15 protein-coding genes are annotated in these 22774 nt (G+C 51.2%); 10 read left to right on the top strand and 5 right to left on the bottom strand.

Features of this window, described 5'->3' with window-relative positions:
- Positions 1–27: 27 nt before the first annotated feature.
- The 4 genes from AC5RDV_RS03290 to AC5RDV_RS03275 all read left to right on the top strand — a co-directional run bounded on the left by AC5RDV_RS03290 (position 28) and on the right by AC5RDV_RS03275 (position 7213).
- Positions 28–1977, top strand: coding sequence for a glycoside hydrolase family 97 protein (locus AC5RDV_RS03290; protein WP_282748347.1), 1950 nt, complete (start codon positions 28–30; stop codon positions 1975–1977).
- 4 nt (positions 1978–1981) lie between these two features.
- Positions 1982–3121 (top strand): esterase, encoded by a 1140-nt coding sequence (locus AC5RDV_RS03285; protein WP_021980202.1) that lies wholly within the window; start codon positions 1982–1984, stop codon positions 3119–3121.
- A gap of 52 nt (positions 3122–3173) precedes the next feature.
- Positions 3174–4508, top strand: a complete 1335-nt coding sequence (locus AC5RDV_RS03280) for a glycoside hydrolase family 43 protein (RefSeq protein WP_418810367.1) — start codon at positions 3174–3176, stop codon at positions 4506–4508.
- A 263-nt stretch (positions 4509–4771) separates the two neighbouring features.
- Positions 4772–7213, top strand: a complete 2442-nt coding sequence (locus AC5RDV_RS03275) for a glycoside hydrolase family 31 protein (protein ID WP_282748346.1) — start codon at positions 4772–4774, stop codon at positions 7211–7213.
- Between the two features lie 79 nt (positions 7214–7292).
- Here AC5RDV_RS03275 and AC5RDV_RS03270 read toward each other — a convergent pair whose 3' ends face one another.
- Genes AC5RDV_RS03270 through AC5RDV_RS03260 form a run of 3 tightly spaced genes read right to left on the bottom strand, consistent with a single transcriptional unit; the run spans position 7293 to position 10242 of the window.
- Positions 7293–8276 carry a phosphatase PAP2 family protein gene (locus tag AC5RDV_RS03270; RefSeq protein WP_282748345.1) on the bottom strand — a complete coding sequence of 328 codons (984 nt, stop codon included), beginning with the start codon at positions 8274–8276 and terminating at the stop codon, positions 7293–7295.
- Complete coding sequence (locus AC5RDV_RS03265; protein ID WP_282748344.1) at positions 8267–9304, bottom strand: NAD-dependent epimerase/dehydratase family protein; 1038 nt, start codon at positions 9302–9304, stop codon at positions 8267–8269. Before AC5RDV_RS03265 ends, AC5RDV_RS03270 begins: the two co-directional genes overlap by 10 nt.
- A gap of 20 nt (positions 9305–9324) precedes the next feature.
- Positions 9325–10242 carry a cation diffusion facilitator family transporter gene (locus AC5RDV_RS03260; RefSeq protein ID WP_282748343.1) on the bottom strand — a complete coding sequence of 306 codons (918 nt, stop codon included), beginning with the start codon at positions 10240–10242 and terminating at the stop codon, positions 9325–9327.
- Between the two features lie 139 nt (positions 10243–10381).
- Here AC5RDV_RS03260 and rnr point away from each other — a divergent pair, with 139 nt between their 5' ends.
- The 6 genes from rnr (at position 10382) to cysS (ending at position 18770) form a co-directional block, all read left to right on the top strand.
- Positions 10382–12607 (top strand): ribonuclease R, encoded by a 2226-nt coding sequence (gene rnr, locus AC5RDV_RS03255; protein WP_008626690.1) that lies wholly within the window; start codon positions 10382–10384, stop codon positions 12605–12607.
- A gap of 91 nt (positions 12608–12698) precedes the next feature.
- A complete protein-coding gene (gene rpoN / locus AC5RDV_RS03250; protein ID WP_415957590.1) occupies positions 12699–14228 on the top strand; it encodes an RNA polymerase factor sigma-54 in 1530 nt (509 codons plus the stop codon).
- Positions 14225–14842, top strand: coding sequence for a membrane protein (locus AC5RDV_RS03245; protein WP_008626686.1), 618 nt, complete (start codon positions 14225–14227; stop codon positions 14840–14842). Before rpoN ends, AC5RDV_RS03245 begins: the two co-directional genes overlap by 4 nt.
- 32 nt (positions 14843–14874) lie before the next feature.
- Positions 14875–15381 carry a 5-(carboxyamino)imidazole ribonucleotide mutase gene (gene purE / locus AC5RDV_RS03240; RefSeq protein ID WP_008618713.1) on the top strand — a complete coding sequence of 169 codons (507 nt, stop codon included), beginning with the start codon at positions 14875–14877 and terminating at the stop codon, positions 15379–15381.
- A gap of 10 nt (positions 15382–15391) precedes the next feature.
- Positions 15392–17266 carry a 4-hydroxy-3-methylbut-2-en-1-yl diphosphate synthase gene (locus tag AC5RDV_RS03235; RefSeq protein ID WP_282748342.1) on the top strand — a complete coding sequence of 625 codons (1875 nt, stop codon included), beginning with the start codon at positions 15392–15394 and terminating at the stop codon, positions 17264–17266.
- A 19-nt stretch (positions 17267–17285) separates the two neighbouring features.
- A complete protein-coding gene (gene cysS / locus AC5RDV_RS03230) occupies positions 17286–18770 on the top strand; it encodes a cysteine--tRNA ligase (RefSeq protein WP_282748341.1) in 1485 nt (494 codons plus the stop codon).
- 230 nt (positions 18771–19000) lie between these two features.
- Here the strand turns inward: cysS and AC5RDV_RS03225 are convergent, their stop codons facing one another.
- Together AC5RDV_RS03225 and AC5RDV_RS03220 are read right to left on the bottom strand one after the other, a co-directional pair.
- Complete coding sequence (locus AC5RDV_RS03225; protein ID WP_008626681.1) at positions 19001–19186, bottom strand: hypothetical protein; 186 nt, start codon at positions 19184–19186, stop codon at positions 19001–19003.
- A gap of 25 nt (positions 19187–19211) precedes the next feature.
- Entirely contained in the window at positions 19212–22649 is a 3438-nt protein-coding gene (locus tag AC5RDV_RS03220; RefSeq protein WP_282748340.1) for a hypothetical protein, read from the bottom strand.
- Between the last annotated feature and the right edge of the window lie 125 nt (positions 22650–22774).

Raw genomic sequence — 22774 nt, 5'->3', positions numbered from 1 at the left:
AACAATCAAATAATTAATCAATAATCCATGAAGAAATACTTCTTGCTCGCATGTGCGTTTTGTGCGTTTGGGGTGGCAGATGCGGCCACCATACAGTTTTCAAGTCCTGATAAAAAGTTGCAGGTGACGGTGGCCGATGACGGTGGCCGCCCTACTTACCGTGTCGTTTGCGGTGAGACCGTGTTCTTGGAACAATCTCCTTTGGGATTGCTGACGAATATCGGTGATTTCTCACAAGGGATGACCTTGCAGGAATCTTCTTTTTCTTCCTCGCCGGTGTCCGGCCACTATAAATTGCCTACTATAAAACGCAGCAAGGTGGACGTGCGGGCCACGAAAGCGGTTTGCCCTTTTTATAAGGACGGCAAGCACATTTTCGATGTCGTGTTCCATGTGTCCGACCATGATGTGGCCTTTAAATATAAGATGTATCCACAGGGGAATACCTTGTGCTGTGTGGTCAAGGAGGAGACGACGGGCTTCGTGCTTCCTCAGGGTACCACGACATTCCTCTGTCCGCAGGCCGGGCCGATGGGAGGATTTGCGCGAACCAGCCCGAGTTATGAGACATCGTACACCGCAGACGGTGAGATGGGAAAGAACGGTTGGGGTAACGGTTACACGTTTCCCTGCCTGTTCCGTACGGGGAATAAGGGCTGGGTGCTGATTTCCGAGACAGGAGTGGACAGCCGTTATTGCGCAAGCCGCTTGATGGGAAAGGACGGCGGCCTTTACACCATCGGTTTTCCTCAGGAGGGGGAATATAACGGTAACGGGACGGCCTGCCCCGGTATCGCCTTGCCGGGCGAAACGCCTTGGCGCACGGTTACCGTGGGGCAGACGTTGGCACCGATTGTGGAGACCACCATACCATACGACGTGGTAGAGCCTCTCTATGAGCCTTCGCGCCGGTATGTCTACGGTCGTGGCACGTGGAGTTGGATTATCGCAGGCGACAACAGCATGAACTATGACGAACAGAAGCGTTATGTGGATTTTGCGGCGGACATGGGTTACGAGAGCGTGCTCGTGGATGCCTGGTGGGATTCGCGCGTGGGATACGAACGGACGGCAGAACTGGCCCGTTACGCCGCAGGCAAGGGGGTCGGCCTGTATTTGTGGTACAATTCCAACGGTTATTGGAACGATGCGCCCCAAGGGCCGCGTGGCCGCATGGACAACATGATAGTCCGCCGCCGGGAGATGAAATGGATGAAGGAAACCGGCATCCGGGGTATCAAGGTAGACTTCATCGGGAGCGACAAGCAACAGACCATGCAGCTTTACGAAGACATCTTGGCTGATGCCAACGATTACGGTTTGATGGTGATTTACCACGGTTGCACCCTTCCGCGTGGTTGGGAGCGGATGTATCCCAATTTCGTGGCCAGCGAGGCGGTATTGGCCAGTGAGAACCTGAACTTCTCGCAGAAAAGTTGCGATGCCGAGGCTTTCAATGCCTGCTTGCATCCTTTCATCCGGAACACGGTGGGCAGTATGGATTTCGGTGGCAGTGCGCTGAACAAGTATTACAATGCGAAGAATGAACCGCGCGGCAGCCGCCGGGTGACGTCCGATGTCTATGCGTTGGCTACGGCCGTATTGTTCCAGTCGCCCGTGCAACATTTTGCCCTCGCCCCCAACAATCTGACGGACGCTCCGGCTTGGGCGATAGATTTCATGAAGCAAGTGCCTACGACGTGGGATGATGTCCGTTTCATCGATGGTTACCCCGGGAAATACGTCATTCTGGCGCGTCGTCACGGCGATAAATGGTATGTGGCGGGAGTGAACGCGCAGCAGGAAACGCTGAAGACGGAAATCAGCCTGCCGATGTGGGCTTCCGGTACGGAATTGCAGGTATATGCCGATGACAATAAGTTGCAGGGCGAAGTGAAGTCGGTGAAGTTAGGGAAGAAACAGACCGTGAAAGTAACGATTCCGTGCAACGGAGGTCTGATGATGGTAAATCGGTAGAAGAATGATGACGTTCTTGAGCATGATGGTTTTATGCTTCGCCTTAGGTTGGCCGGCCTTGGCGAGGGCACAAGGGAATCCGTGGAACAACCCGGTCGTGTCGCCCCGTGTGGGTACCGGAGGGGAAGTGACTTTTTCGGTCAGTGCCCCTTCTGCTTCACGGGTGGAGCTTTCGGGGCAGTTTATGGACGGTACATGCCCGATGCGGAAAGGAACTGACGGGGTGTGGAGCGTGACGGTAAAGATAGGCCGCCCCGACATTTATCCTTACTCATTCCGCATCGACGGGGTGGAGGTTTCCGACCCGAGCAACCCCCTGGCCTTTCCCAACGAACGTTTCAAGGCTAGCTTGTTGGAGATGCCGGATACGGCAGCCCTCTATGCACGCCATAAAGATGTTCCGAGGGGACAGGTACGCTATTGCAGTTATTATTCCGAGGTCTTGCAGACCGACCGTACGATGTTGGTGTATACCCCTCCGGGCTATGACCGGGAGGCCGGTCGGCGTTATCCCGTGCTTTATCTCGTGAGCGGCACGACCGATACGGAGGAAACCTGGTACAAGGTGGGGCGCGTGGATGCCATTTTGGACAATCTCATCGCCAGGGGAGAGGCCGAGCCGATGCTCGTGGTCATGCCGTACGGTTATATGCCGTCCCACGGTACGCCTATGCCCTCATCGCCTGAGGCTGCCGAAATGTATGCCACCTTTGCCCGCGAACTGACGGAAGCCGTGATACCCTATGTGGAGTCGGAGTTCCGTACGGAACTTTCGCGTGAGTCCCGTGCGGTCGGCGGGTTCTCGCGTGGCGGCGGGCAGGCTCTGTTTGCAGCCTTTTCCCATCCTGAATTGTTCGCCCATGTGGCTTCTTATAGTGCCTATCTTACTCCGCAGGTGATGGACCGTCATTTCGGGCGGCTTATGGAGGATCCCGCACGTATGGATTCCCTCTACCGGGTGAAATGGTTCGGTGTCGGGCGCGGGGATTTCCTCTATGCCGATGTGATGAGGCACCTTGATTATTTTCGGGAGAAAGGTATTTCCTGCCGGACGTGTATCACGGACGGGGGCCATACATGGATGAACGCCCGTGCCTACTTGGCTGAAACGTTGAGGCTTTTCTTCCGGTCGTCCGAATCCTGAGGATGGTTTTTGGGGCTATAAAATAATAACCTTTAAATAATAGATTGGTAAAATGAAACATTCACTTATGACCTCTGCCCTCGCCGCATTGTTGGCATGTGCAGGGCAAACCGTGCTTTACGCACAAGATCCCATTATCCAGACCAAGTACACGGCCGACCCCGCGCCCATGTTACATAACGACACCGTGTTCCTTTATACGGGGCATGACGAAGACGACGCGCAGGGTTACGGTTTCAAGATGCTTGACTGGCAGCTTTATACGTCTACCGACATGGTGAACTGGACCGACCATGGCCCGGTGGCTTCCACGAAGGATTTTGCATGGCGCAAGCGTGACAACGGAGCCTGGGCTGCACAAGTGGTAGAGCGGAACGGCAAGTTCTACATGTACTGTCCGCTTCACGGCAATGGTATCGGCGTGTTGGTATCCGACTCGCCTTACGGGCCTTTTAAAGACCCTATCGGCAAGCCGTTGGTATGGCAAAAGGAGCATTGGGACGACATCGACCCCACGGTATATATCGACGATGACGGTCAGGCTTACATGTATTGGGGTAACCCCAATCTTTATTACGTGAAGCTCAACGAAGATATGATTTCTACCTCGGGCGATATCGTGAAAATCGGCAAATTGAAGACTTATCAGGAAGGGCCATGGTTTTACAAGCGCGACGGCCATTATTACTTGGCCTTTGCTTCCACCTGCTGTCCCGAAGGTATCGGTTATGCCATGAGTGATTCGCCCACCGGTCCGTGGGACGTGAAAGGATACATCATGCGTCCTACCGAACGCACGCGCGGTAACCATCCGGGCATTGTGGACTACAAGGGGAAGACTTATGTGTTCGGACAGAATTACGACCTCTTGCGCCTGGAAATGGAGGAACATCACGAACGCCGTTCCGTATCTGTGGCTGAAATGCATTATAATGCAGACGGCACGATTCAGGAAGTGCCTTATTTCAAGGATGTGAAAGTGGAACAGGTTGAACTTTTCAACCCATACCGCCGTGTGGAAGCCGAGACGATGGCTTGGGGCTACGGCCTGAAGACGGAGAAGATGCCGGGCGGCGGCATTTATGTGACGGCGGTGGACGATGGCGACTCGTTGATTGTACGTGGGGTGGACTTCGGGAAGCGTGGTGCCAAACGTTTCCGTGCTTGCATCGCTTCGGAACAAGGTTGTACCGTCGAAATACATTTGGACAGTGTCGACGGGCCGTTGGTGGGAACGTTGGAGGTGAAAGCCACCGGAGGCATGCAGGCGTATAAAGAAATGGAATGCCGCGTGAAGGGAGCTAAAGGCGTACATGACTTGGTATTCCTCTTTAAGGGCGGTGCCGGCAAGAACCTTATGAATTGGGATTTTTGGCGTTTCAGCTGAAGTCGTAAACGATAAAAAAGAAAGTAAATGCGCACGGGAGGCCGGGTAGGTGAACTTTTTCAAAGTCGGTTTCCCGTGTGCTTTTTTTGTAAAAGACTATTTTTCCCCGTTGTTCGTTTGTTGCCATGTAACATAGGTTTTTCCTGATGTAGCATGTCGGTGAAGGATTCAACATGGTTATCATAAATTTCAACGGGAGGATGGCTTGGGAACATGGGTCGGAATATAATTTTGCATCGTGAAACTATAAAACAATAGACAAGATGAAAAGGACAGTTTTGCTTTTTTGCGGGCTATCTTGTGCGGCCTTCGTGACTGCGCAGGATTACCAACGTACTGATTACGGCATTAAAGCCACAGTGGATGCCGTGGATGTGGAGGTACAGTTTTTTACGCCCTCTATGGTGAGAGTGGTCAAGTCGCCCCATGGCGAGAGTTTCAGGAAAGAAAGCCTGTCGGTGGTGGCTTTGCCCGAAAAGGTGGGTTTCAAAGTCGGCACCAAGGACGGTGCCATCGTGATGGGTACCAAGGAACTCCAAGTGAGCTTGGACACGTCCACCGGTGCGCTTTCCTATGAGACAGCCGATGGCAGGCACTTGCTTGCCGAGAAGCCGGCGGAGAAACCCTTCACTCCTTTTGACGATGCCGGTGATGCGACTTATAATGTATACCAGGCTTTCAAATTGGAGACTGACGAGGCCATTTACGGCTTAGGACAGTTGCAGAACGGGAAGATGTCGCAAAGAGGGCAAGTGAAGAATCTTGTGCAGGGCAACGTGGAGGATGTCAGCCCTTTCATCCAGTCTACCAAAGGATACGGGCTTTTCTGGGACAATTATTCACCTACGCTCTTTACCGACAATGCCTCGGAAACATCTTTCCGTTCGGAGGTGGGTGATTGCATGGACTATTATTTCATGTACGGCGGGGATGCCGACGGCGTAGTGGCGCAGGTTCGGCATCTTACAGGTGAAGTGCCGATGTTCCCACTTTGGACTTATGGTTACTGGCAGAGCAAGGAGCGTTATAAGAGCCAAGGGGAAACCGTGGGAGTCGTGCGCAAATACCGTGAATTAGGCGTGCCTCTCGATGGCATCATACAAGACTGGCAATATTGGGGACACAACTATTTGTGGAATGCCATGGACTTTCAGAACCCTCAATTCAATAATCCCCGGAAAATGATAGATGACGTGCATGCGATGAACGCGCACATGGCGATTTCCATCTGGTCATCGTTCGGTCCGGCTACAAAGCCTTACCGGGAGTTGGCTGATAAAGGATTGCTGTACGATTTCCGGACATGGCCTGCATCAGGGACGGAAAGTTGGCCGCCTAATATGGAATATCCTTCCGGTGTGCGGGTGTATGACGCTTATTCTCCCGAAGCCCGTGACATCTATTGGAAATACCTGAACGAGGGAATCTTCAAGCTTGGCATGGATGCATGGTGGATGGATTCTACCGAACCGGATCATCTGGATTTCAAGCCCGAAGATATGGACACGAAGACCTATATGGGGTCTTTCCGGAAAGTACGTAATGCCTATCCGCTCATGTCCGTTGGTGGAGTGTACGACCATCAGCGTGCCGTGTCGTCGGACAAACGCGTGTTCATCCTGACCCGTTCGGGCTTTTTGGGGCAGCAGCGTTACGGGGCTAATGTGTGGAGCGGCGACGTGGGCTCATCATGGGAGACCTTGCGTAAACAGGTGCCGGCCGGCTTGAATTTCTCGCTTTGCGGCATGCCCCATTGGAACAACGACATCGGTGGCTTCTTTGCCGGGCAATATAATAAGAGTTGGAACGACGGGACGGCTCCTAAGAATCCTCTTTATCAGGAGTTGTACGTGCGTTGGCTGCAATTTGGTGCCTTTACTCCGATGATGCGTTCCCACGGAGCGGATACACCCCGTGAAATATACCAGTTTGGAAAGAAGGGCGAACCCGTGTACGATGCCATTGAGAAGATGATTCGTTTGCGTTACTCGTTGTTGCCTTACATTTATTCTACGTCTTGGGAGGTCACGCACCGGCAATCTACGTTCATGCGCGCTTTGGTCATGGACTTCCCGAGAGACAAAAAGGTGTGGAATATGAATGATGAGTATATGTTCGGCAAGGCTTTCCTCGTGGCACCCGTACTTGAGGCTCAGTACACTCCCGAAAAAGTGGTGAAAGTGGACGAGGAAAGCGGTTGGAACCGCGACAATGCGGGGAAGGCTGATGAAAGGGTACACGTGGATTTCATGCAACAGAAGTCCGCAGAGGTCTATCTTCCGGCAGGGACTGCATGGTATGACTTTTGGACAAATGAGAAAATGGAGGGAGGGCGCACCGTGACACGTGCCACGACGCTCGACATCATACCTTTATATATTAAAGCAGGTAGTATCGTGCCTCTCGGGCCCGACGTGCAATATGCCACGGAGAAGCCGTGGGATAACCTGACTCTCCGTGTTTACCCGGGTGCTGACGGCAGTTTTGTGCTTTACGAGGACGAGTTCGACAATTACAATTACGAGAAAGGAGCTTATACAGAGATTCCCATGGCCTGGGATGATTCCTCGCGTCGTCTGACTCTGGGAGCACGCAAAGGCGAATACAAAGGCATGTTGCAATCCCGTAAGTTTACGGTGTTGCTTCCCGACGGGCGGCAAAAGGCCGTGTCTTATAATGGAAAGAAAGTTTCGGTGAAATTTTGATAAGGTGTCCTTTGTCGTGTGGCAAAGGTGGAGTCCCCGCAAGAGGCTACGTTTGCAAGCCTTTTGCGGGGTCTTTTGTTCAGGTTTCATGCCTAAGGATAAGGCTTGTCTTTTGGTATGCCCATTTGCTTAGGCAGAAAACCGGATAGGAGGCTAATATTCCGGCAATGGCATCCACTAAGTAATGTGCCTGGATATAGACTGTGGCCAGTGTCAAAAGGAGGGCGAAAGGTGATAATATGAAGAGGAAACGTTTGCTTTGCGGACGGACCAGATAGAGCAGGATAAAAGTAATGCCGATATGTGAGGAAGGAAAAGCGGCTGTCGGGCGTTCGCCGGAATCCTGCGCCCATTCGACTAAATGACAGAAAAAACCGTCGGCATAGCCCGGTGATGGGAGCATGTCGGTACGATGGCTGAAGTAGGTACCTAAAGACGGGAATATCCCGCTTTCGGCACATTCCGGGGTTATGGCCTGAAAATAGAACTGGGGTCCGGCAACGGGGAGGAATATATAGATGAGGTAAAAGATGAAAAAGGAGCACATGACAGTGAATGAGGCTTTCTCGTAATGGTTATTGCGACAGAGAAAGAAGAAAACCATGACGGCCACAATCATGGGATAATAAGAGAAATAACCCATATTTACGGCTTCGGAAAACCAAGGCCATGGGCAAAGGCGGCTGAACTCCAATGAGGGTTGGCAACTGAAAAGCACTGCATCCCATCGGGCGAATATGTGGTCCAAATTGGGAAACGTCCGGTTGAACTCGTAAGTGTCCGGATACCAGTAGCTGAGCAAAGCCATCTGTGCTGTGATGCGGATGAAAGTCATAAGTCTGCGCGGCCAAAAGAGATGGATTCTCCACAATAAGATTGTACCGAGAAAGATGTACAGACGGTCGGCCAACATGTCCCGAGGGTGGTCCATGTCCGGCCAAAGCACGAACATGGCCAAGGTCGTGAGGATGCTGTAAGTTATGGCCAACCATTCAATCGGCCATAAGCCTTTGGGCTTATTGTCGTTTCCGGTAAGCCATTGGACGGAAATTCTCATAGCCATCCCTCCTTTTTATACCAGTCCATCGTTTCTTTGACTCCTCGTGCCAAAGGGTATTCAGGACGGAAATCCAACTCTTCCACGGCCGGTTGGATGTCGCATTGCCAGTTGCGTTGGCACAGAATGTGGAATTTGTCGCGGTTAAGGGTGGTGGTGCGGCCCCGCCATGTGCTGAAGCTGCCATTTATGGCACATACGAAACGAAGGAACCATACCGGAGCCTTGATGCGGAGCATGAACGGATGTCCAAGCTCCGTGCGTATCAAGTCGCTGAATTCAGTACTGTGGTATACGTTTCCGTCGCTGATGAAAAATTCGCGCCCGATGACATCTTTTACCATGGCAGAGAAAACGGCTTGTACAAGGTCTTTCACGTAAACGAATGTGATTTCCTGCGGACGGTATCCTACGCTGAAGTCTACGTGCTGTTTGATACTTTGCGCCATGACGAAGTAGTCTTTTTCACGTGGCCCGTACACACCGGTGGGACGGAGAATGACGTAGGGAAAATCTTTCAAAGACTTGAGATAACGTTCGGCTTCCAGCTTGCTTTCCCCGTATGCCGTGTTGGGGCGTGGCGTATCATTTTCCCGTATCGGGGCATATATCCAGGGATTGTCCGAAGTGGCGTGACGTACTGCCTGTTCGCGTATGGCACCGAACACGCTGAGGGAACTGATGAAAATAAAACGCCCGGGCGCCATGTCCAGTTCGCGGAGCGCATCGACAAAATGACGTGTTCCCTCCGTATTGGTGCGGAAAAAGTCTTCACGTCGGATACATTTGGTGGCTCCGGCTGCATGTACGATGACATCCCAACCTCCGAATTCGGCTTTGCATGCCGCCAGTTGGGGGCGTAGGATTTCAGGATGTTCCATGTCTAATTCGACGAAACGGATTCGGGGGTCCTGAAGATAGTTCCGGCTACTGGTGGCGCGCATGCCTGCCCATATCACGTGTCCTTCCGTCAGTCCCTTTTCAACGATAAAACTACCGATGAAGCCGCTTGCTCCTGTTACTAATATTTTCATACGCGTTTGTTCTATTTGTTTTATTTCCTGTAAGTTCCGTCGGCATCCTTCACAGGCTCCACATGGATGCCCACATGGGTTTCATTTCCGTATTTCTCTTTCAATTTGTTTTCTATGACCGATGCCTTGGCGTGTGCTTCATACAAAGTCAAATGCCCGTCCATCCGGACGTGCATCTCTATGGCATAGTGGTTGCCGATGCGGCGTGTGCGCAAATTGTGTATGGCCGATACTCCCGGTGTGTTCTCCGCAATGAGGCAGATTTCCTTTTCTATTTCGTCCGGCAATGATTTTTCAGTCAGCTCGTCCACGCACGGTTTCAAGAGTTGGACGGACACCTTCATGATGAAGAAACTCACGATTACAGCAGCCATGGGGTCGAGCACGCTCCATGATTCGCCCAGGGCTATGGCCCCTCCGATGCCCATGGCTGTTCCAATGGAAGAGAAAGCATCGCTACGGTGATGCCAGGCGTTGGCTATGACTGCGTTGGAATTGATTTTGCGTCCCACGTGAATGGTGTAACGGTATATCAGTTCTTTGGAGACGATGGAGATGATGGCTCCTGCGAAAGCAAGCATGCCCGGGACAGGAAGACGGCCTCCTTGCCATACGGTTTGGATGGCTCGCAGTCCGTTCCAACAAATGCCTGCGCCTACGGCAAAAAGTACAATACCGATTATTGCCGTGGCTAACGTCTCATATTTGCCATGGCCGTAATCGTGATTTTTATCTTGCGGTTTATTGGAAATACGTGTGAAGATGAGCACGACGATGTCGGTTGCAAAATCAGATAAAGAATGTACGGCATCGGCTATCATGGCCGCGCTGTGCCCCAGAATTCCGGCTATGAACTTGAATACGACTAACAGAAAGTTGACAAAACTTCCTGCCCATGTAACTTGATAGATGGCTTTTTCCCGTTCGGTTAGTTTCATTGGTCTGTTGGCTTATGAAAAAGAAAGAACAAAGATAAGCATTTTCAGAAAAAATAAGAGATAAAAGAGGAGCGGAATGAATAAATATGCTTAACTTGCAGAAAGATTACAGATAACAAACCTCTAAAATATCAAATTTATGGGAAAAACAGGAAAGAAGGGCGGCAAGCGCCTGAAGAAAAAAGAACTGGCGAAAATGTTAATGGAACTTTTTCAAAATAATCCCGCCGAGGTTTACGACATTAAACGTATATTCAGAGACTTGAAACTGGACACGCATCCTGCCAAGTTGCTTTGTATGGACTTGTTGGAAGATTTGGCGATGGATGATTATATAAAAGAAACAGAGAAGCTGCATTTTCGCTTGAATACCACGGGGCAAGTGTTTGAAGCCATATTCAATCGCAAAGCGAACGGTAAAAACACCGTGACCCCGTTGGATGGAGGAGAGCCTGTCCTTGTGGCCGAACGGAACTCTTTGCACGCCATGGGAGGAGACAAGGTGAAAGTGACTTTGTTAGCCCGCAGGAAGCATCATGTACGCGAGGCACAAGTGGTCGAGATTCTCGAAAGGAACGACAAGTCGTTTGTCGGAAAGTTGGAAGTGCGTAAGGATTTTGCTTTCCTGCTCACCGAAGACCGTACGTTGGCCAACGACATATTTATTCCTAAAAAAGCGTTGAAAGGTGGTAAAAGCGGAGATAAGGCTGTGGTGAAGATTACCGAATGGCCCGAACATGCCAAGAATCCGATAGGTAAGGTCGTGGATATATTGGGGCAGAGTGGAGACAATACCACGGAAATGCACTCCATTTTGGCCGAATACGGCTTACCTTATGCTTATCCCAAGTCTGTGGAAGATGAGGCTGAGAAGATTGACCCGGGCATCACTGCCGAAGAAATCGGGCTGCGTGAGGACCTGCGTGAGGTGACGACTTTTACCATCGACCCGAGGGATGCTAAGGATTTCGACGATGCGATTTCCATTCGTAAAACGGACGACGGATTGTGGGAGGTAGGAGTACATATCGCAGATGTCTCGCATTATGTAAAAGAGGGGAGCGTTATAGACAAAGAAGCTGTGAAGCGTGCCACCAGCGTGTATTTGGTAGACCGGACGATTCCGATGCTGCCTGAACGTTTGTGCAATTTCATCTGTTCTTTACGTCCGAATGAAGAGAAGTTGACTTATAGCGTCGTGTTTAAATTGGACGACAAGGCTGTAGTCAAAGACTGGCATCTGGCTCATACTGTCATTAAGAGTGACCGCCGTTTTACGTATGAAGAAGTACAGAAGGTGTTGGAAGACCATAAAGAAGCTTCGCCTGAAGACTATAAGATGCCGGGCGACCATGAGGCAGATCCGAACTTTAACGGGCCGGATGTGTTGCCGGCCGAACATTTTGCCACGGAATTGATTACATTGAACCGCTTGGCCAAACAACTTCGTGCCCGGCGCTTTGAGCATGGCTCCATCAATTTCGACCGTAGTGAGGTACGTTTTGACATAGACGATAAGGGCAAGCCGATAGGAGTGTATTTCAAGGTGGCGAAAGATGCGAATAAATTGGTGGAAGAGTTTATGTTGTTGGCCAATCGTACAGTAGCCGAGAGCGTGGGGAAGCAGCCTAAAAATAAAAAGCCCAAGACGCTGCCCTACCGTGTACATGATTTGCCGGATCAGGACAAACTGATTAATCTGAGTGAGTTTATTGTGAAATTCGGCTATAAACTGAAACCGACAGGGTCTAAGGAAGAGGTGGCCAAAGGATTGAACAAGCTATTGACCGACATTCAGGGGAAGAAAGAGCAAAATCTGATAGAAACCGTTTCGTTGCGGGCCATGATGAAGGCACGTTATAGTACGCATAATATCGGGCATTACGGGTTGGCTTTTGATTACTATACGCATTTTACTTCCCCTATCCGCCGTTATCCTGACGTGATGGTGCATCGGTTGCTGACGCGGTATGCTGACGGAGGGCGCAGTGCCAGCCAGGACAAGTATGAAGAGTTGTGTGAACATTGCAGCGCGATGGAGCAGTTGGCAGCCAGTGCCGAGCGTGCCAGTATCAAGTATAAGCAGGTGGAATTCATGAGCGACAAGTTGGGGCAAGTGTTTGAAGGAACTGTCAGCGGTGTGACGGAGTTCGGCCTGTATGTGGAAATCAATGAGAATAAATGTGAAGGTATGGTACCCTTGCGTGATTTGGATGACGATTATTATGAATTCGACGAGCGTAACTACTGCTTGTGGGGACGCAAGCACCATCATCGTTATTCTCTGGGGGATACGGTACAAGTAAAAGTTGTGAAAGCCAATTTGGAAAAGAAGCAATTGGATTATGCTTTGGTCAGGGAATGAGAGGGCGGAATCCAATCATTTGTCTGAATATATTTGGCATTTTTCGGGTCATACGCTAACTTTGCAACGGAAAACGTCTCATTAAACGTGTATATATATGTCACAGAAATTAGTTCAGTCTCAATCTATGCAGCAGGTCCAGACGCTGTCCCCGCAGCAGGTGCTGCAGGTGCGGTTGTTGGAAATGCCCGTTTCAGAACTGGAACAACGTGTGAAAAACGAATTGATAGATAACGGAGCGTTGGAAGAGAGTCTGGGGAGTTCCGAGGATGCCGATACTTCTTCGGAAGATGTCTATGACGGTACAGATGATACAGAGTCGGCCGGGGGCGAAGCTTCTGGGTTGGACGGTGGTTTGCCTTCCGATGAATATCGTCCGGCTGAGGTACGGCAGGCGATGGACGATTATCGCACACCGGACGATGTGCCGGACTATCTGTTGCAGGAACGAGGAGGGAAAGACCGTCCGGAAACGATGGATTATGGCGATACGACATCTTTTTACGAACAGATGACGGAGCAGATGAACGAATGTGACCTGACACCGCGTGAACGGGAATTGATGGCTTATCTTATCGGTTCGTTGGAAAATGACGGCCTGTTGAAAAAGAAACTTTCCACGTTGGCGGACGAGTTGGAGATTTATGCAGGAATACAGACTACGGAGTCGGAACTGGAAGCAGTGTTGGCTCGGTTGCAGACTTTCGACCCTCCCGGAATCGGGGCACGCGATTTGAGAGAATGCCTTTTGTTGCAACTCCGTCGGGATGAACATCGCGGAAGCCGGCAAAAGCAGTTGGAATATGAAATTATCGACAAGCTGTTTGATGAATTTACCCATAAACGTTGGGACAGGATTGCCGCTCGCTTGCATTTGACAGAAGCAGAGTGCGAGCGTTTGCAGAGAGATTTAAAGAAACTCAATCCGCGTCCGGGGAGTGCCATGGGCGAGGTGGTAGGACATAATTACCAACAAATCGTGCCGGACTTTGCCGTAGAGACCGATGATGACGGGGGAATTACCCTTTCTTTCAATAAAGGCGATGTGCCGGAGTTACGTATCAGTCCTTCGTTCATGGAAATCCTTCATCAGGTAGACACCGGACGCGCAAAGTTAAGTCGGCCGGAACGGGAAGCTTTGCAATATACTCGTCAGAAGATAGAAAAAGCACAGGGATTCATCGAGGCTGTGAAACAGCGTCGGCGTACGCTGACCGCTGTCATGCAGGCTATTATTGATTTGCAGCGTCCTTTCTTTCTGGAAGGAGATGAGACTTTGTTGCGCCCGATGATATTGAAGGATGTGGCCGAGCGTACGGGATTGGATATCTCTACCGTATCCCGTGCTGCCAACAGTAAATATGTGGAGACCCATTACGGGACTTATCCGCTCAAATGGTTCTTTAGCGACGGTTATGTGACAGGTGACGGGCAGGAGATTGCCACCCGTAAGATTCAGGCCGCTTTGAAGGATTTGGTAGAGGCGGAAGACAAGAAGAAGCCGCTGAGCGATGAGGCGTTGACGGCGATGTTGAATGAAAAAGGCTTTCCCATTGCGCGGCGCACGGTGGCCAAATACCGGGAACAACTGGGGATACCTGTAGCACGGTTAAGGCGATGAGATATAGGAATCTTATTCTATCGGCTCGTTTATTGTCGGTCGTTTTTAGGCCGTATCATGCGCCTATTGTGGGATTTGTGTCTTTGTTCACGTTTACTTACTTGAGCCTGTTGCCGTTGTTTTATAAGCTGACCATTTTGTGTATGGTTTATGTTTTCACCATATTGTTGCCTCGCTTGTGTATTTACGTATATCGTAAACTGAACGGATGGGCACCGGTGCAACTGCGTTTGCGTGAGAACCGCGCCATACCTTATATATTGTTCATCCTGTCTTACGTGGCCTGTCTCCATTTGATGTTCCGTATGCACATGCCGCGTTATATGTGCGGTATTTTAGTGTCGGCTTTGCTGATACAGATGGTATGCGTCATAGTGAATGTGTGGTGGAAAATCAGTATGCATTCGGCCGGGGCAGGCGGCGTGATAGGCGCGTTGGTGGCTTATTCGGTACTGTTCATGTTCAATCCTGTTTGGTGGCTGTGTGTTACGGTACTGATTTCTGGAGCTGTGGGGACAGCACGCATGTTGCTCCGTCAGCATAGTCTGGCGCAAGTGGTGGCCGGCACTCTCGTGGGAGTGGTTTGCGGTTTTGCCGGTATAATTTTATTATAGGAAATGAGTTCAATTAAAAATTCAGATAAGTCATGAAACCAGTTGTAAGTATTATCATGGGCAGTACGTCCGACCTTCCGGTGATGGAAAAGGCTGCCAAGTTCTTCGACGAGATGGAAATCCCTTTTGAGATGAACGCTTTGTCGGCTCATCGGACACCGGTCGAGGTGGAAGCATTTGCCAAAGAGGCTGCCGGACGCGGCCTGAAAGTAATTATTGCGGGAGCGGGGATGGCGGCTGCTTTGCCTGGTGTGATAGCGGCCAACACGACGTTGCCCGTCATCGGGGTTCCTATCAAGGGGATGTTGGACGGCTTGGATGCCATGCTTTCCATTATCCAGATGCCTCCCGGCATACCGGTGGCTACGGTGGGTGTAAACGGAGCGCAGAATGCTGCCATTCTGGCCGCACAGATGCTGTCGTTGGCTGATGAAGGATTGGCTTTGCGTTTGGCGGGTTATAAAGAAAACCTGAAGCAGAAGATTGTAAAGGCCAATACGGAATTGGCCGATGTGAAGTATAAGTTTAAGTGCAATTAAAGACAGACGGATGAACTTGTTCGATTACCGACGCAGGGAGACCGGTGAAGTGCAGATTGGCGGTACGCCGTTGGGCGGGAACCATCCGATTCGGGTGCAGAGCATGACGAACACTTCAACGATGGATACCGAGGCCTGTGTGGCTCAGACGTTACGCATTGCCGAAGCTGGAGGAGATTATGTACGTCTGACGGCCCAAGGGGTGCGTGAGGCCGAGAACTTGCGGAACATCAACGCCGGTGTACGTGCGGCAGGCTGTGCGGTACCTTTGGTGGCCGACGTGCATTTCAATCCGAAAGTGGCCGACGTGGCAGCTTTGTATGCTGAGAAGGTACGTATTAATCCCGGAAACTATGTGGACGCAGCCCGTACGTTCAAGCATCTTGAATATACGGACGAAGAATATGCGCAGGAGTTGAAAAAGATTGAGGAACGTTTCGTGCCTTTCCTACGCATTTGCCGTGAGAACCATACGGCTATCCGTATCGGGGTGAACCACGGTTCGCTGAGCGACCGCATCATGAGCCGCTATGGGGATACGCCGGAAGGTATTGTGGAGAGTTGCATGGAGTTCCTGCGCATTTGTGTGAAGGAAGGTTTCAAGGACGTGGTGGTGTCCATCAAAGCCAGCAACACGGTGGTGATGGTACGTAGTGTGCGTTTGTTGGTCGATGCCATGGAGCGTGAAGGAATGTGTTTTCCTTTGCATTTGGGTGTGACCGAAGCCGGTGACGGTGAGGACGGACGTATCAAGAGCGCCGTGGGCATCGGGGCTTTGTTGGCGGACGGTATCGGTGACACAGTCCGTGTGTCATTGAGCGAAGCTCCGGAGGCTGAAATTCCGGTGGCACGTAAGTTGGTGGATTATGTGCTCCGTCGGGACGGAGCCATGATGATACCGGCTGCCGAAGCGGAGGAATTTGATTACTTAAATCCCGTACGGCGGAAAACGCGGCCCGTGCGTAATATCGGAGGAGACCATGTGCCGGTTGTCGTGGCCGACCGTATGGATTTGGCTGCTTCCGGCAGGTTGAAGGGCTTCAAAGCCCATCCCGATTTCCGTCCCGACTACATTTATTGTGGCCGTAACCTGCCTCCCGTGGAAGAGCGTGAGGGGGATTATATCGTGGATGCGGATGTCTGGACCGGTGAATCCGGTACGTATCCGGCTTTTCCTTATAACATGCTGCCTTTCATGAGCCAGTGTACAGCCGATTTGAAGTTTCTTTTCCTTTCATACGGGGCTTTGAATGAAGAGGTGCGTGCCTGCCTGAAATATCATCCGGAGGTGGTGGTGATTTCCCAAAGCAACCATCAGAACCGTTTGGGCGAGCATCGTGCCTTGGTGCACGAACTGACGCGCGAAGGTTTGCAGAACCCCGTGGTCATTTTCCAGCAGTACGCCCACGGGCAGGAGGAAAAGGAGGATTTCCAGATAGAGAGTGCAGCCGACATGGGTGCCTTGCTCTTCGACGGGCTTTGCGACGGCCTGTACCTATATAATAATGGTACGTTGGATCATCGCGATATAGACGCCACCGCATTCGGCATCCTTCAGGCTGCCCGTTTGCGGACGACCAAGACGGAATATATCTCTTGTCCCGGTTGTGGGCGTACGCTCTACGACCTGCAAGACACGATAGCGCGCATCAAGGCGGCCACCGGGCATCTGAAAGGCTTGAAGATTGGCATCATGGGCTGCATCGTGAACGGTCCCGGTGAGATGGCCGATGCTGATTACGGTTATGTAGGGGCTGCGCGCGGCAAGGTCAGCTTGTATAAGAAAAAAGAATGTGTGGAGCGGAACATTCCGGCGGAAGAAGCCGTGGAGAAGCTGCTCCGTCTAATCCGGGAAAACGGAGACGACCCGGAATATGCATCATAGACCATCAAATACATTGATTATGGAACAAAAATTGTTTATCTATAATACGCTTTCCCGTAAAAAGGAAGAGTTCAAACCCATCACGCCGGGGCGTGTCGGGATGTATGTCTGCGGACCGACGGTGTATGGGGATGCCCATCTGGGACATGCCCGTCCGGCCATTACGTTTGACCTGCTGTTCCGTTACTTGCAGCATATCGGCTATAAAGTACGTTATGTGCGTAATATTACGGATGTGGGGCATTTGGAGCACGATGCCGACGAAGGAGAAGACAAGATTGCCAAGAAGGCCCGTTTGGAGGAATTGGAGCCGATGGAGGTGGCACAATACTACACGAACCGTTTCCATGCGGCCATGGAGGCTCTGAATGTGTTGCCGCCTAGCATCGAACCGCATGCCACCGGGCATATTATCGAGCAGATTGAACTGGTGAAGGAAATCTTGGATAACGGTTATGCCTACGTCAGTGAAGGGAGCGTGTATTTCGATGTGGAGAAATACAACAAGGCGCACCATTACGGCAAGCTTTCCGGACGCAACTTAGAGGATGTCATCAACAACTCCCGGGCTTTGGACGGCGTGGGAGAGAAGCATAACCAAGTGGATTTCGCTTTATGGAAGTGCGCCCAACCGCAGCATATCATGCGTTGGCCCAGTCCGTGGAGCAACGGTTTCCCCGGTTGGCATTGCGAGTGTACGGCCATGGGCCGCAAGTACTTGGGCGACCATTTCGACATTCACGGTGGAGGAATGGACCTGATTTTCCCCCATCATGAGTGTGAAATCGCACAAGCTGTGGCTAGTCAGGGTAGCGACATGGTGAACTATTGGATGCACAACAACATGATTACCATCAATGGGCAGAAGATGGGCAAGAGCTTGGGTAACTTCATTACGTTGGCACAGTTCTTCAGCGGTGAGCACGAGAGCCTGACGCAGGCTTACAGCCCGATGACCATCCGCTTCTTCATCCTTCAGGCTCATTATCGCAGTACGGTGGATTTCAGCAATGAAGCCTTGCAGGCCAGTGAGAAAGGATTGTCCCGCCTGATGGAGGGCGTGGCCAATCTGAAGCGGATTACCCCGACAGCCGGTGGCAGCGTAGGGATGGCGTATGTGGACGAACTTCGCCGGAAGTGCTACGAGGCGATGGACGACGACCTGAATTCACCCATCGTCATCAGCCACTTGTTCGATGCCTGCCGTGTCATCAACACGGTGGTAGACCGGAAAGCCACGATGTCCGCTGACGTATTGGCCGCCTTGGCCGAAGTGTTCCATACCTTTGCATTCGACATTCTTGGCCTGAAAGAAGAGACGGGGGGCGGAAGCGGACGCGAGGAAGCTTTCGGCAAAGTGGTGGATATGCTTTTGGAACAGCGTATGATAGCCAAAGCCAATAAGGATTGGGCTACCAGTGATAAAATCCGCGACAATCTGGCCGCTTTGGGCTTTGAGGTGAAAGATACGAAAGACGGTTTTACTTGGAAGCTGAATAAGTAGGGGGCCGGGTCTTCTTTTCCGGTCATGCCGGATGGATAGGAATTGCGCACGTAAGGGGGATGCCTTTACGTGCGCAGTTTGTTTTGCAGGTTGGCAGTTTAGGGATTGTTTCGTTGTCGGGGCATTCCATCTTGCCGGAACGGCTTGGACATAGAAAGGGGCAGCCCTTCCTTGGACTGCCCCAAAACCAGGAACTCCTTGTAGTACCGTTCCTCTTCGGTCGGGAAACCTTAAAACTCGTTACCCCAGATGTCTGTGAACTTCTCCATGTTGGTCAACACCTCAATGTTCCCGTCAGCAGGGTCATCGAAACGGGAAGGGTTGCCGGTGCTGGTTGCCATCATCCGGTCAGTTTCCACATGGCATATTGAAATCTCCGGTTGGATATATTTGCTCTTTTCCATAATCTTTTTCATTGTTTTTGGTTTTTAAATCTTTGGTTTATTTTACGGCTTTCTTTGTGCCGTTCACGATGTAGATGCCTTTGGAGAGGCCTTCGAGGGCCTGGCCTAACTTCACGTTCTCGCGTACGAGTATGCCGTTGAGGTCGTACACGTTCACCAAGGCATCTTCTGCCACGATGCCATCGATGCCCGTTCCGATGCCCGGGAGGAGCAAGGCCACGATGTTGGCTTCGGCCACGTCTGCGTTGATGTAGGCACGGTAAGGCTTAATGGTCGGTTCGCTGCCTGCCATCACCTTGTAGAACCCTACTTTGCCCTCTTGGTTTTGGAGTACGTAAGTGTTGGCAACGGCTTTTTGCTGTGTGAACGTACCCGTCATCAGTCCGGTTGCATATTGGTCTTTCAGGGCCGTACCGTATTCGGAGAAGTCGTAGGTGTCTCCCTCCTTGCCTTTTACGATGTACGGTGTGTGGGCTTCGATACTTTCAGCTTTTTCCAATACCAATGCCGTGGATGTTCCTACCGGAACTTCTGTGCCTGTGCAACTGTACACTTCAAAACCTTGCGGGATTTCTGCGTCGAACGGCAGGATGAGCGTACACCAACCTGCGGCCGTGATGGACAAGGTCACGTTGGCTTTTTCCGCTTTTACGAGAGACAGGTCGGAGAGGTTGCTTGAGGTGAAGAATCCATCATCACCTGTGCTTCCGATAGGGCTGCCATGGAGGGTGTTCTTCAGTTTGTACACGCCTTCTCCGGCCAAGCTGATTTCAAACGGCAATGCCTTTTCGGCTTCTTTTGTCGCACGGATGCGGTCATGCCGTGTGCTCACTTCGTTTTTGTCTGTATCTATATACCCGGCCAAAGCCTGCGTACTGAAATAACGGGTATTACCCTCCTCGTCGGTGAAACTGATGGTGTATTGGTTCTGTTGTCCTTCCACCGGAGTGAACTTAAGAGCCTGTGCGTAGTTGGCATCCACGATGTGGAACCACTTCAGGTCATATTCCCCGTCGTTGGCTTTGGCTTCGTTATAAATCGGAGATACGGCATTGTTCTTATACGCGAAACCCTCCGAGATGTTGGCGATGCAGAAGAGTTCTCCTTCCTTCGGGGCGTTGAGTACCGGGTTTTGGAATGCTTTGATGGCTTCGTCCAAAGCTTTTGTGGCAGCTTCTATTTCGTCCACTTTCTGTGAGTTCGTATAGATGTCGTTAGCCTTGTCGAATGCTGCGTCGAAAGCCTCTACAGCCGTTTCCGGAATCTGGAAAGCTTCCGTGCCCACGTTGGTTTCGGTATCCATGTTGCCTGCTTCCTCTAATTTGGCATAGAGGGCTTCTTTGGCTTTGGCAGAGGCTTCAGCGTCTGTCAGTTGGGAGAGGTATTGCAACTGGATGTTGGTGATTCCAATCCAGTTAGCCCCACCGATATTCAAGCCGAAAGTCAGTTTGTGCTCATCTACTATCACGTCGTCGATGACCGGTTGGGTATAGAGGTTTGTGGTGTTATCCAACGCCACTTCCTTGTCGTTGGCCGTGAACGAAGTCTTGCCATTTTCAGACGTGAAAGTGTATGCCGAAATCTTGTAATGGCCGTTGGGAAGTTCGTTCAACGTGTAAGTCAGCGTACCCGTGAAGTCCACACCGTCATTCCATGCTTCGATGAACCCCGTCTTGTAAAGTCCTAAATCAGCATTGTTTTTGGAAGCGTCGTCTTTCTTGTATTGGTAGTTGTCGAGATGTGTGTATTCGGCAGAGAAGTTGTTGGTCCATCCGTTCTTGGAGTTGCCTACTTCGGCCACGAGGAATGCGTAGTCAAAAGGATAACCCGTTTCTGGTTCTGCATTCAGTAAATAGGTCTGACATGCAGCCTGCAAGGTTTGGGTGGCTTCTTGGATGGCTTCAACCATGGTGGCTGCGTCCAAGGCAGCTTGGGCATCGGTCATGGCCTTTTGGAATGCCTGTTTTACGCTTTCTTCCGCACTTGAGTGGTTGGCATAGCCTTGACACGTTGCCATGAGGGCTTTGAAAGCCTCGGTGGCCGGAACTGCTTGCTCTGCCAGGGCAATGGCTTGCGTCAATGCCGTAATGGCTGCGTTCAGGCTTTCTTCCGTGTCTTGGGCATTATTGCCTTGGGTGATGGCTGCATTTACGATGGCTGCAATGCCTTTGGGGCAGTTTGCCACACAGGCTTGGGCTGCCGTGAGTTTTTCCTGCAGCAAGGCTTTCAGCACATCCGTTCCGACGGAAGTGGAGACGTACAGCAACTTGAAGTCAGATATGCTGCACCACTCATGTAGTGCTGTGGAAGAAGATTTCGCGGTGATATTGAGCTTGCCGTCGATTATGGAAAGGGTTACTTTGCCGTAGGTCCATCCGCGTCCCTTGTCGTCGTTGGCAAAGGACTTCCCGGCCTCGATGCCGGCAGCCACGTTTTCCCATTCCGTGCCGTCGGTGGCTATCGTGCCCCCTGTGTCTCCATTCGATGGGAATGTGACAGATTGGCCGTTAGCTGTGAGGGTCATCGTGGCGTTAACGGATGAGCGTCCCGTAGCCGTAAGGATGTACTGGCCCTTGGGCACGATGATGGTTTGTGAGATGCTGCTTTCCCAACCGGTTGCTCCCCAATTGCAAGGTTCGATGTATTTTGTGCCAGAATTGCCGTCCCAATGCTGGCCGCTATTGGTGCCTACCGTGCCGGATGTCGTCCATCCGGGGACGCAGGAACCGTTTGCCGAGGCGATGTATCCGGTCAGGTCCAATGGGTTGCTTTCGCTCACGTTCTCTACTTTATAGAGGCGAAGGTTGTCCCAGGCGATGTCCGAACGTCCGCTGTTTTTCATGTTCTGTACGAGGGAGATGGTTACGGTGGTGGGTTCCGTCACGGTAAACATCGTGCCTAATTCATTCCATCCGGCGTTGACCATGTAAGTGTCGTTCCCAGGGTTGGAACCATTGTTTGCTATGGAATAAGCCCGTCTTACGGCAGGATTTTCTCCCAAAAGGTTTGAGGCTGCATCGTTCACTTTGATGCCGATGGTCGTACCGTTATTGTCCGCATTGTTGTGGTTGGAATAGTCTGCCGCCTTATAGTCGATGACGGCATAATAAGTTCCGGTAGGCAGTTCTTTCGAAGTGGTGGTCTTCAGCTCGGAGTCCTTGTTGCCCCATCCTTGCCGATTGAAGTAATAATAGGTGCCCTCTGTCGGTTTGATTTTGCCTGAACCGTCGGCAGGGAAACCCGTGGCCGAGCCGCTTGCCTCGCTCTCCACCTGGTAATTGCTCATCGAGGCGACTTCCCATCCGTACAGGCCATTTTCAAGCGTGGTCTTTACCGCCACGTCGGTTGAACCATCCGCAGTTTTTAAAGTCTCAAAAGATGGATTGACGAGATACTCCTTAGTGACATCAGTCTGGGCTTGTGCGATGCCCAATGCTGAGCAGAAAACCCATACACTTAGTACTTGTTTTTTCATTTGGTTTAAGAAATTAGTTAATGTTTTATATGAAACTCACTGGTGTTCGTTAATAGGTTGATGAGGCTGTTTTTCCGGCGTGTTTTTCAGTCGCTCTCTTAGGGAGAGATAAACCGATACTGGCA

It is taken from the genome of Paraprevotella sp. (genome assembly GCF_986071375.1).
The sequence above is the reverse complement of the archived record's forward strand: the minus strand, read 5'-3'. Positions and strand labels throughout refer to the sequence as shown.

Excerpts from the sequence above, each read along its gene's own strand:
- AC5RDV_RS03290 (WP_282748347.1), top strand. The coding sequence starts at position 28 with ATGAAGAAATACTTCTTGCTCGCATGTGCGTTTTGTGCGTTTGGGGTG.
- AC5RDV_RS03285 (WP_021980202.1), top strand. The coding sequence starts at position 1,982 with ATGATGACGTTCTTGAGCATGATGGTTTTATGCTTCGCCTTAGGTTGG.
- AC5RDV_RS03280 (WP_418810367.1), top strand. The coding sequence starts at position 3,174 with ATGAAACATTCACTTATGACCTCTGCCCTCGCCGCATTGTTGGCATGT.
- AC5RDV_RS03275 (WP_282748346.1), top strand. The coding sequence starts at position 4,772 with ATGAAAAGGACAGTTTTGCTTTTTTGCGGGCTATCTTGTGCGGCCTTC.
- AC5RDV_RS03270 (WP_282748345.1), bottom strand. The coding sequence starts at position 8,276 with ATGGCTATGAGAATTTCCGTCCAATGGCTTACCGGAAACGACAATAAG.
- AC5RDV_RS03265 (WP_282748344.1), bottom strand. The coding sequence starts at position 9,304 with ATGAAAATATTAGTAACAGGAGCAAGCGGCTTCATCGGTAGTTTTATC.
- AC5RDV_RS03260 (WP_282748343.1), bottom strand. The coding sequence starts at position 10,242 with ATGAAACTAACCGAACGGGAAAAAGCCATCTATCAAGTTACATGGGCA.
- rnr (WP_008626690.1), top strand. The coding sequence starts at position 10,382 with ATGGGAAAAACAGGAAAGAAGGGCGGCAAGCGCCTGAAGAAAAAAGAA.
- AC5RDV_RS03245 (WP_008626686.1), top strand. The coding sequence starts at position 14,225 with ATGAGATATAGGAATCTTATTCTATCGGCTCGTTTATTGTCGGTCGTT.
- purE (WP_008618713.1), top strand. The coding sequence starts at position 14,875 with ATGAAACCAGTTGTAAGTATTATCATGGGCAGTACGTCCGACCTTCCG.
- AC5RDV_RS03235 (WP_282748342.1), top strand. The coding sequence starts at position 15,392 with ATGAACTTGTTCGATTACCGACGCAGGGAGACCGGTGAAGTGCAGATT.
- cysS (WP_282748341.1), top strand. The coding sequence starts at position 17,286 with ATGGAACAAAAATTGTTTATCTATAATACGCTTTCCCGTAAAAAGGAA.
- AC5RDV_RS03225 (WP_008626681.1), bottom strand. The coding sequence starts at position 19,186 with ATGAAAAAGATTATGGAAAAGAGCAAATATATCCAACCGGAGATTTCA.
- AC5RDV_RS03220 (WP_282748340.1), bottom strand. The coding sequence starts at position 22,649 with ATGAAAAAACAAGTACTAAGTGTATGGGTTTTCTGCTCAGCATTGGGC.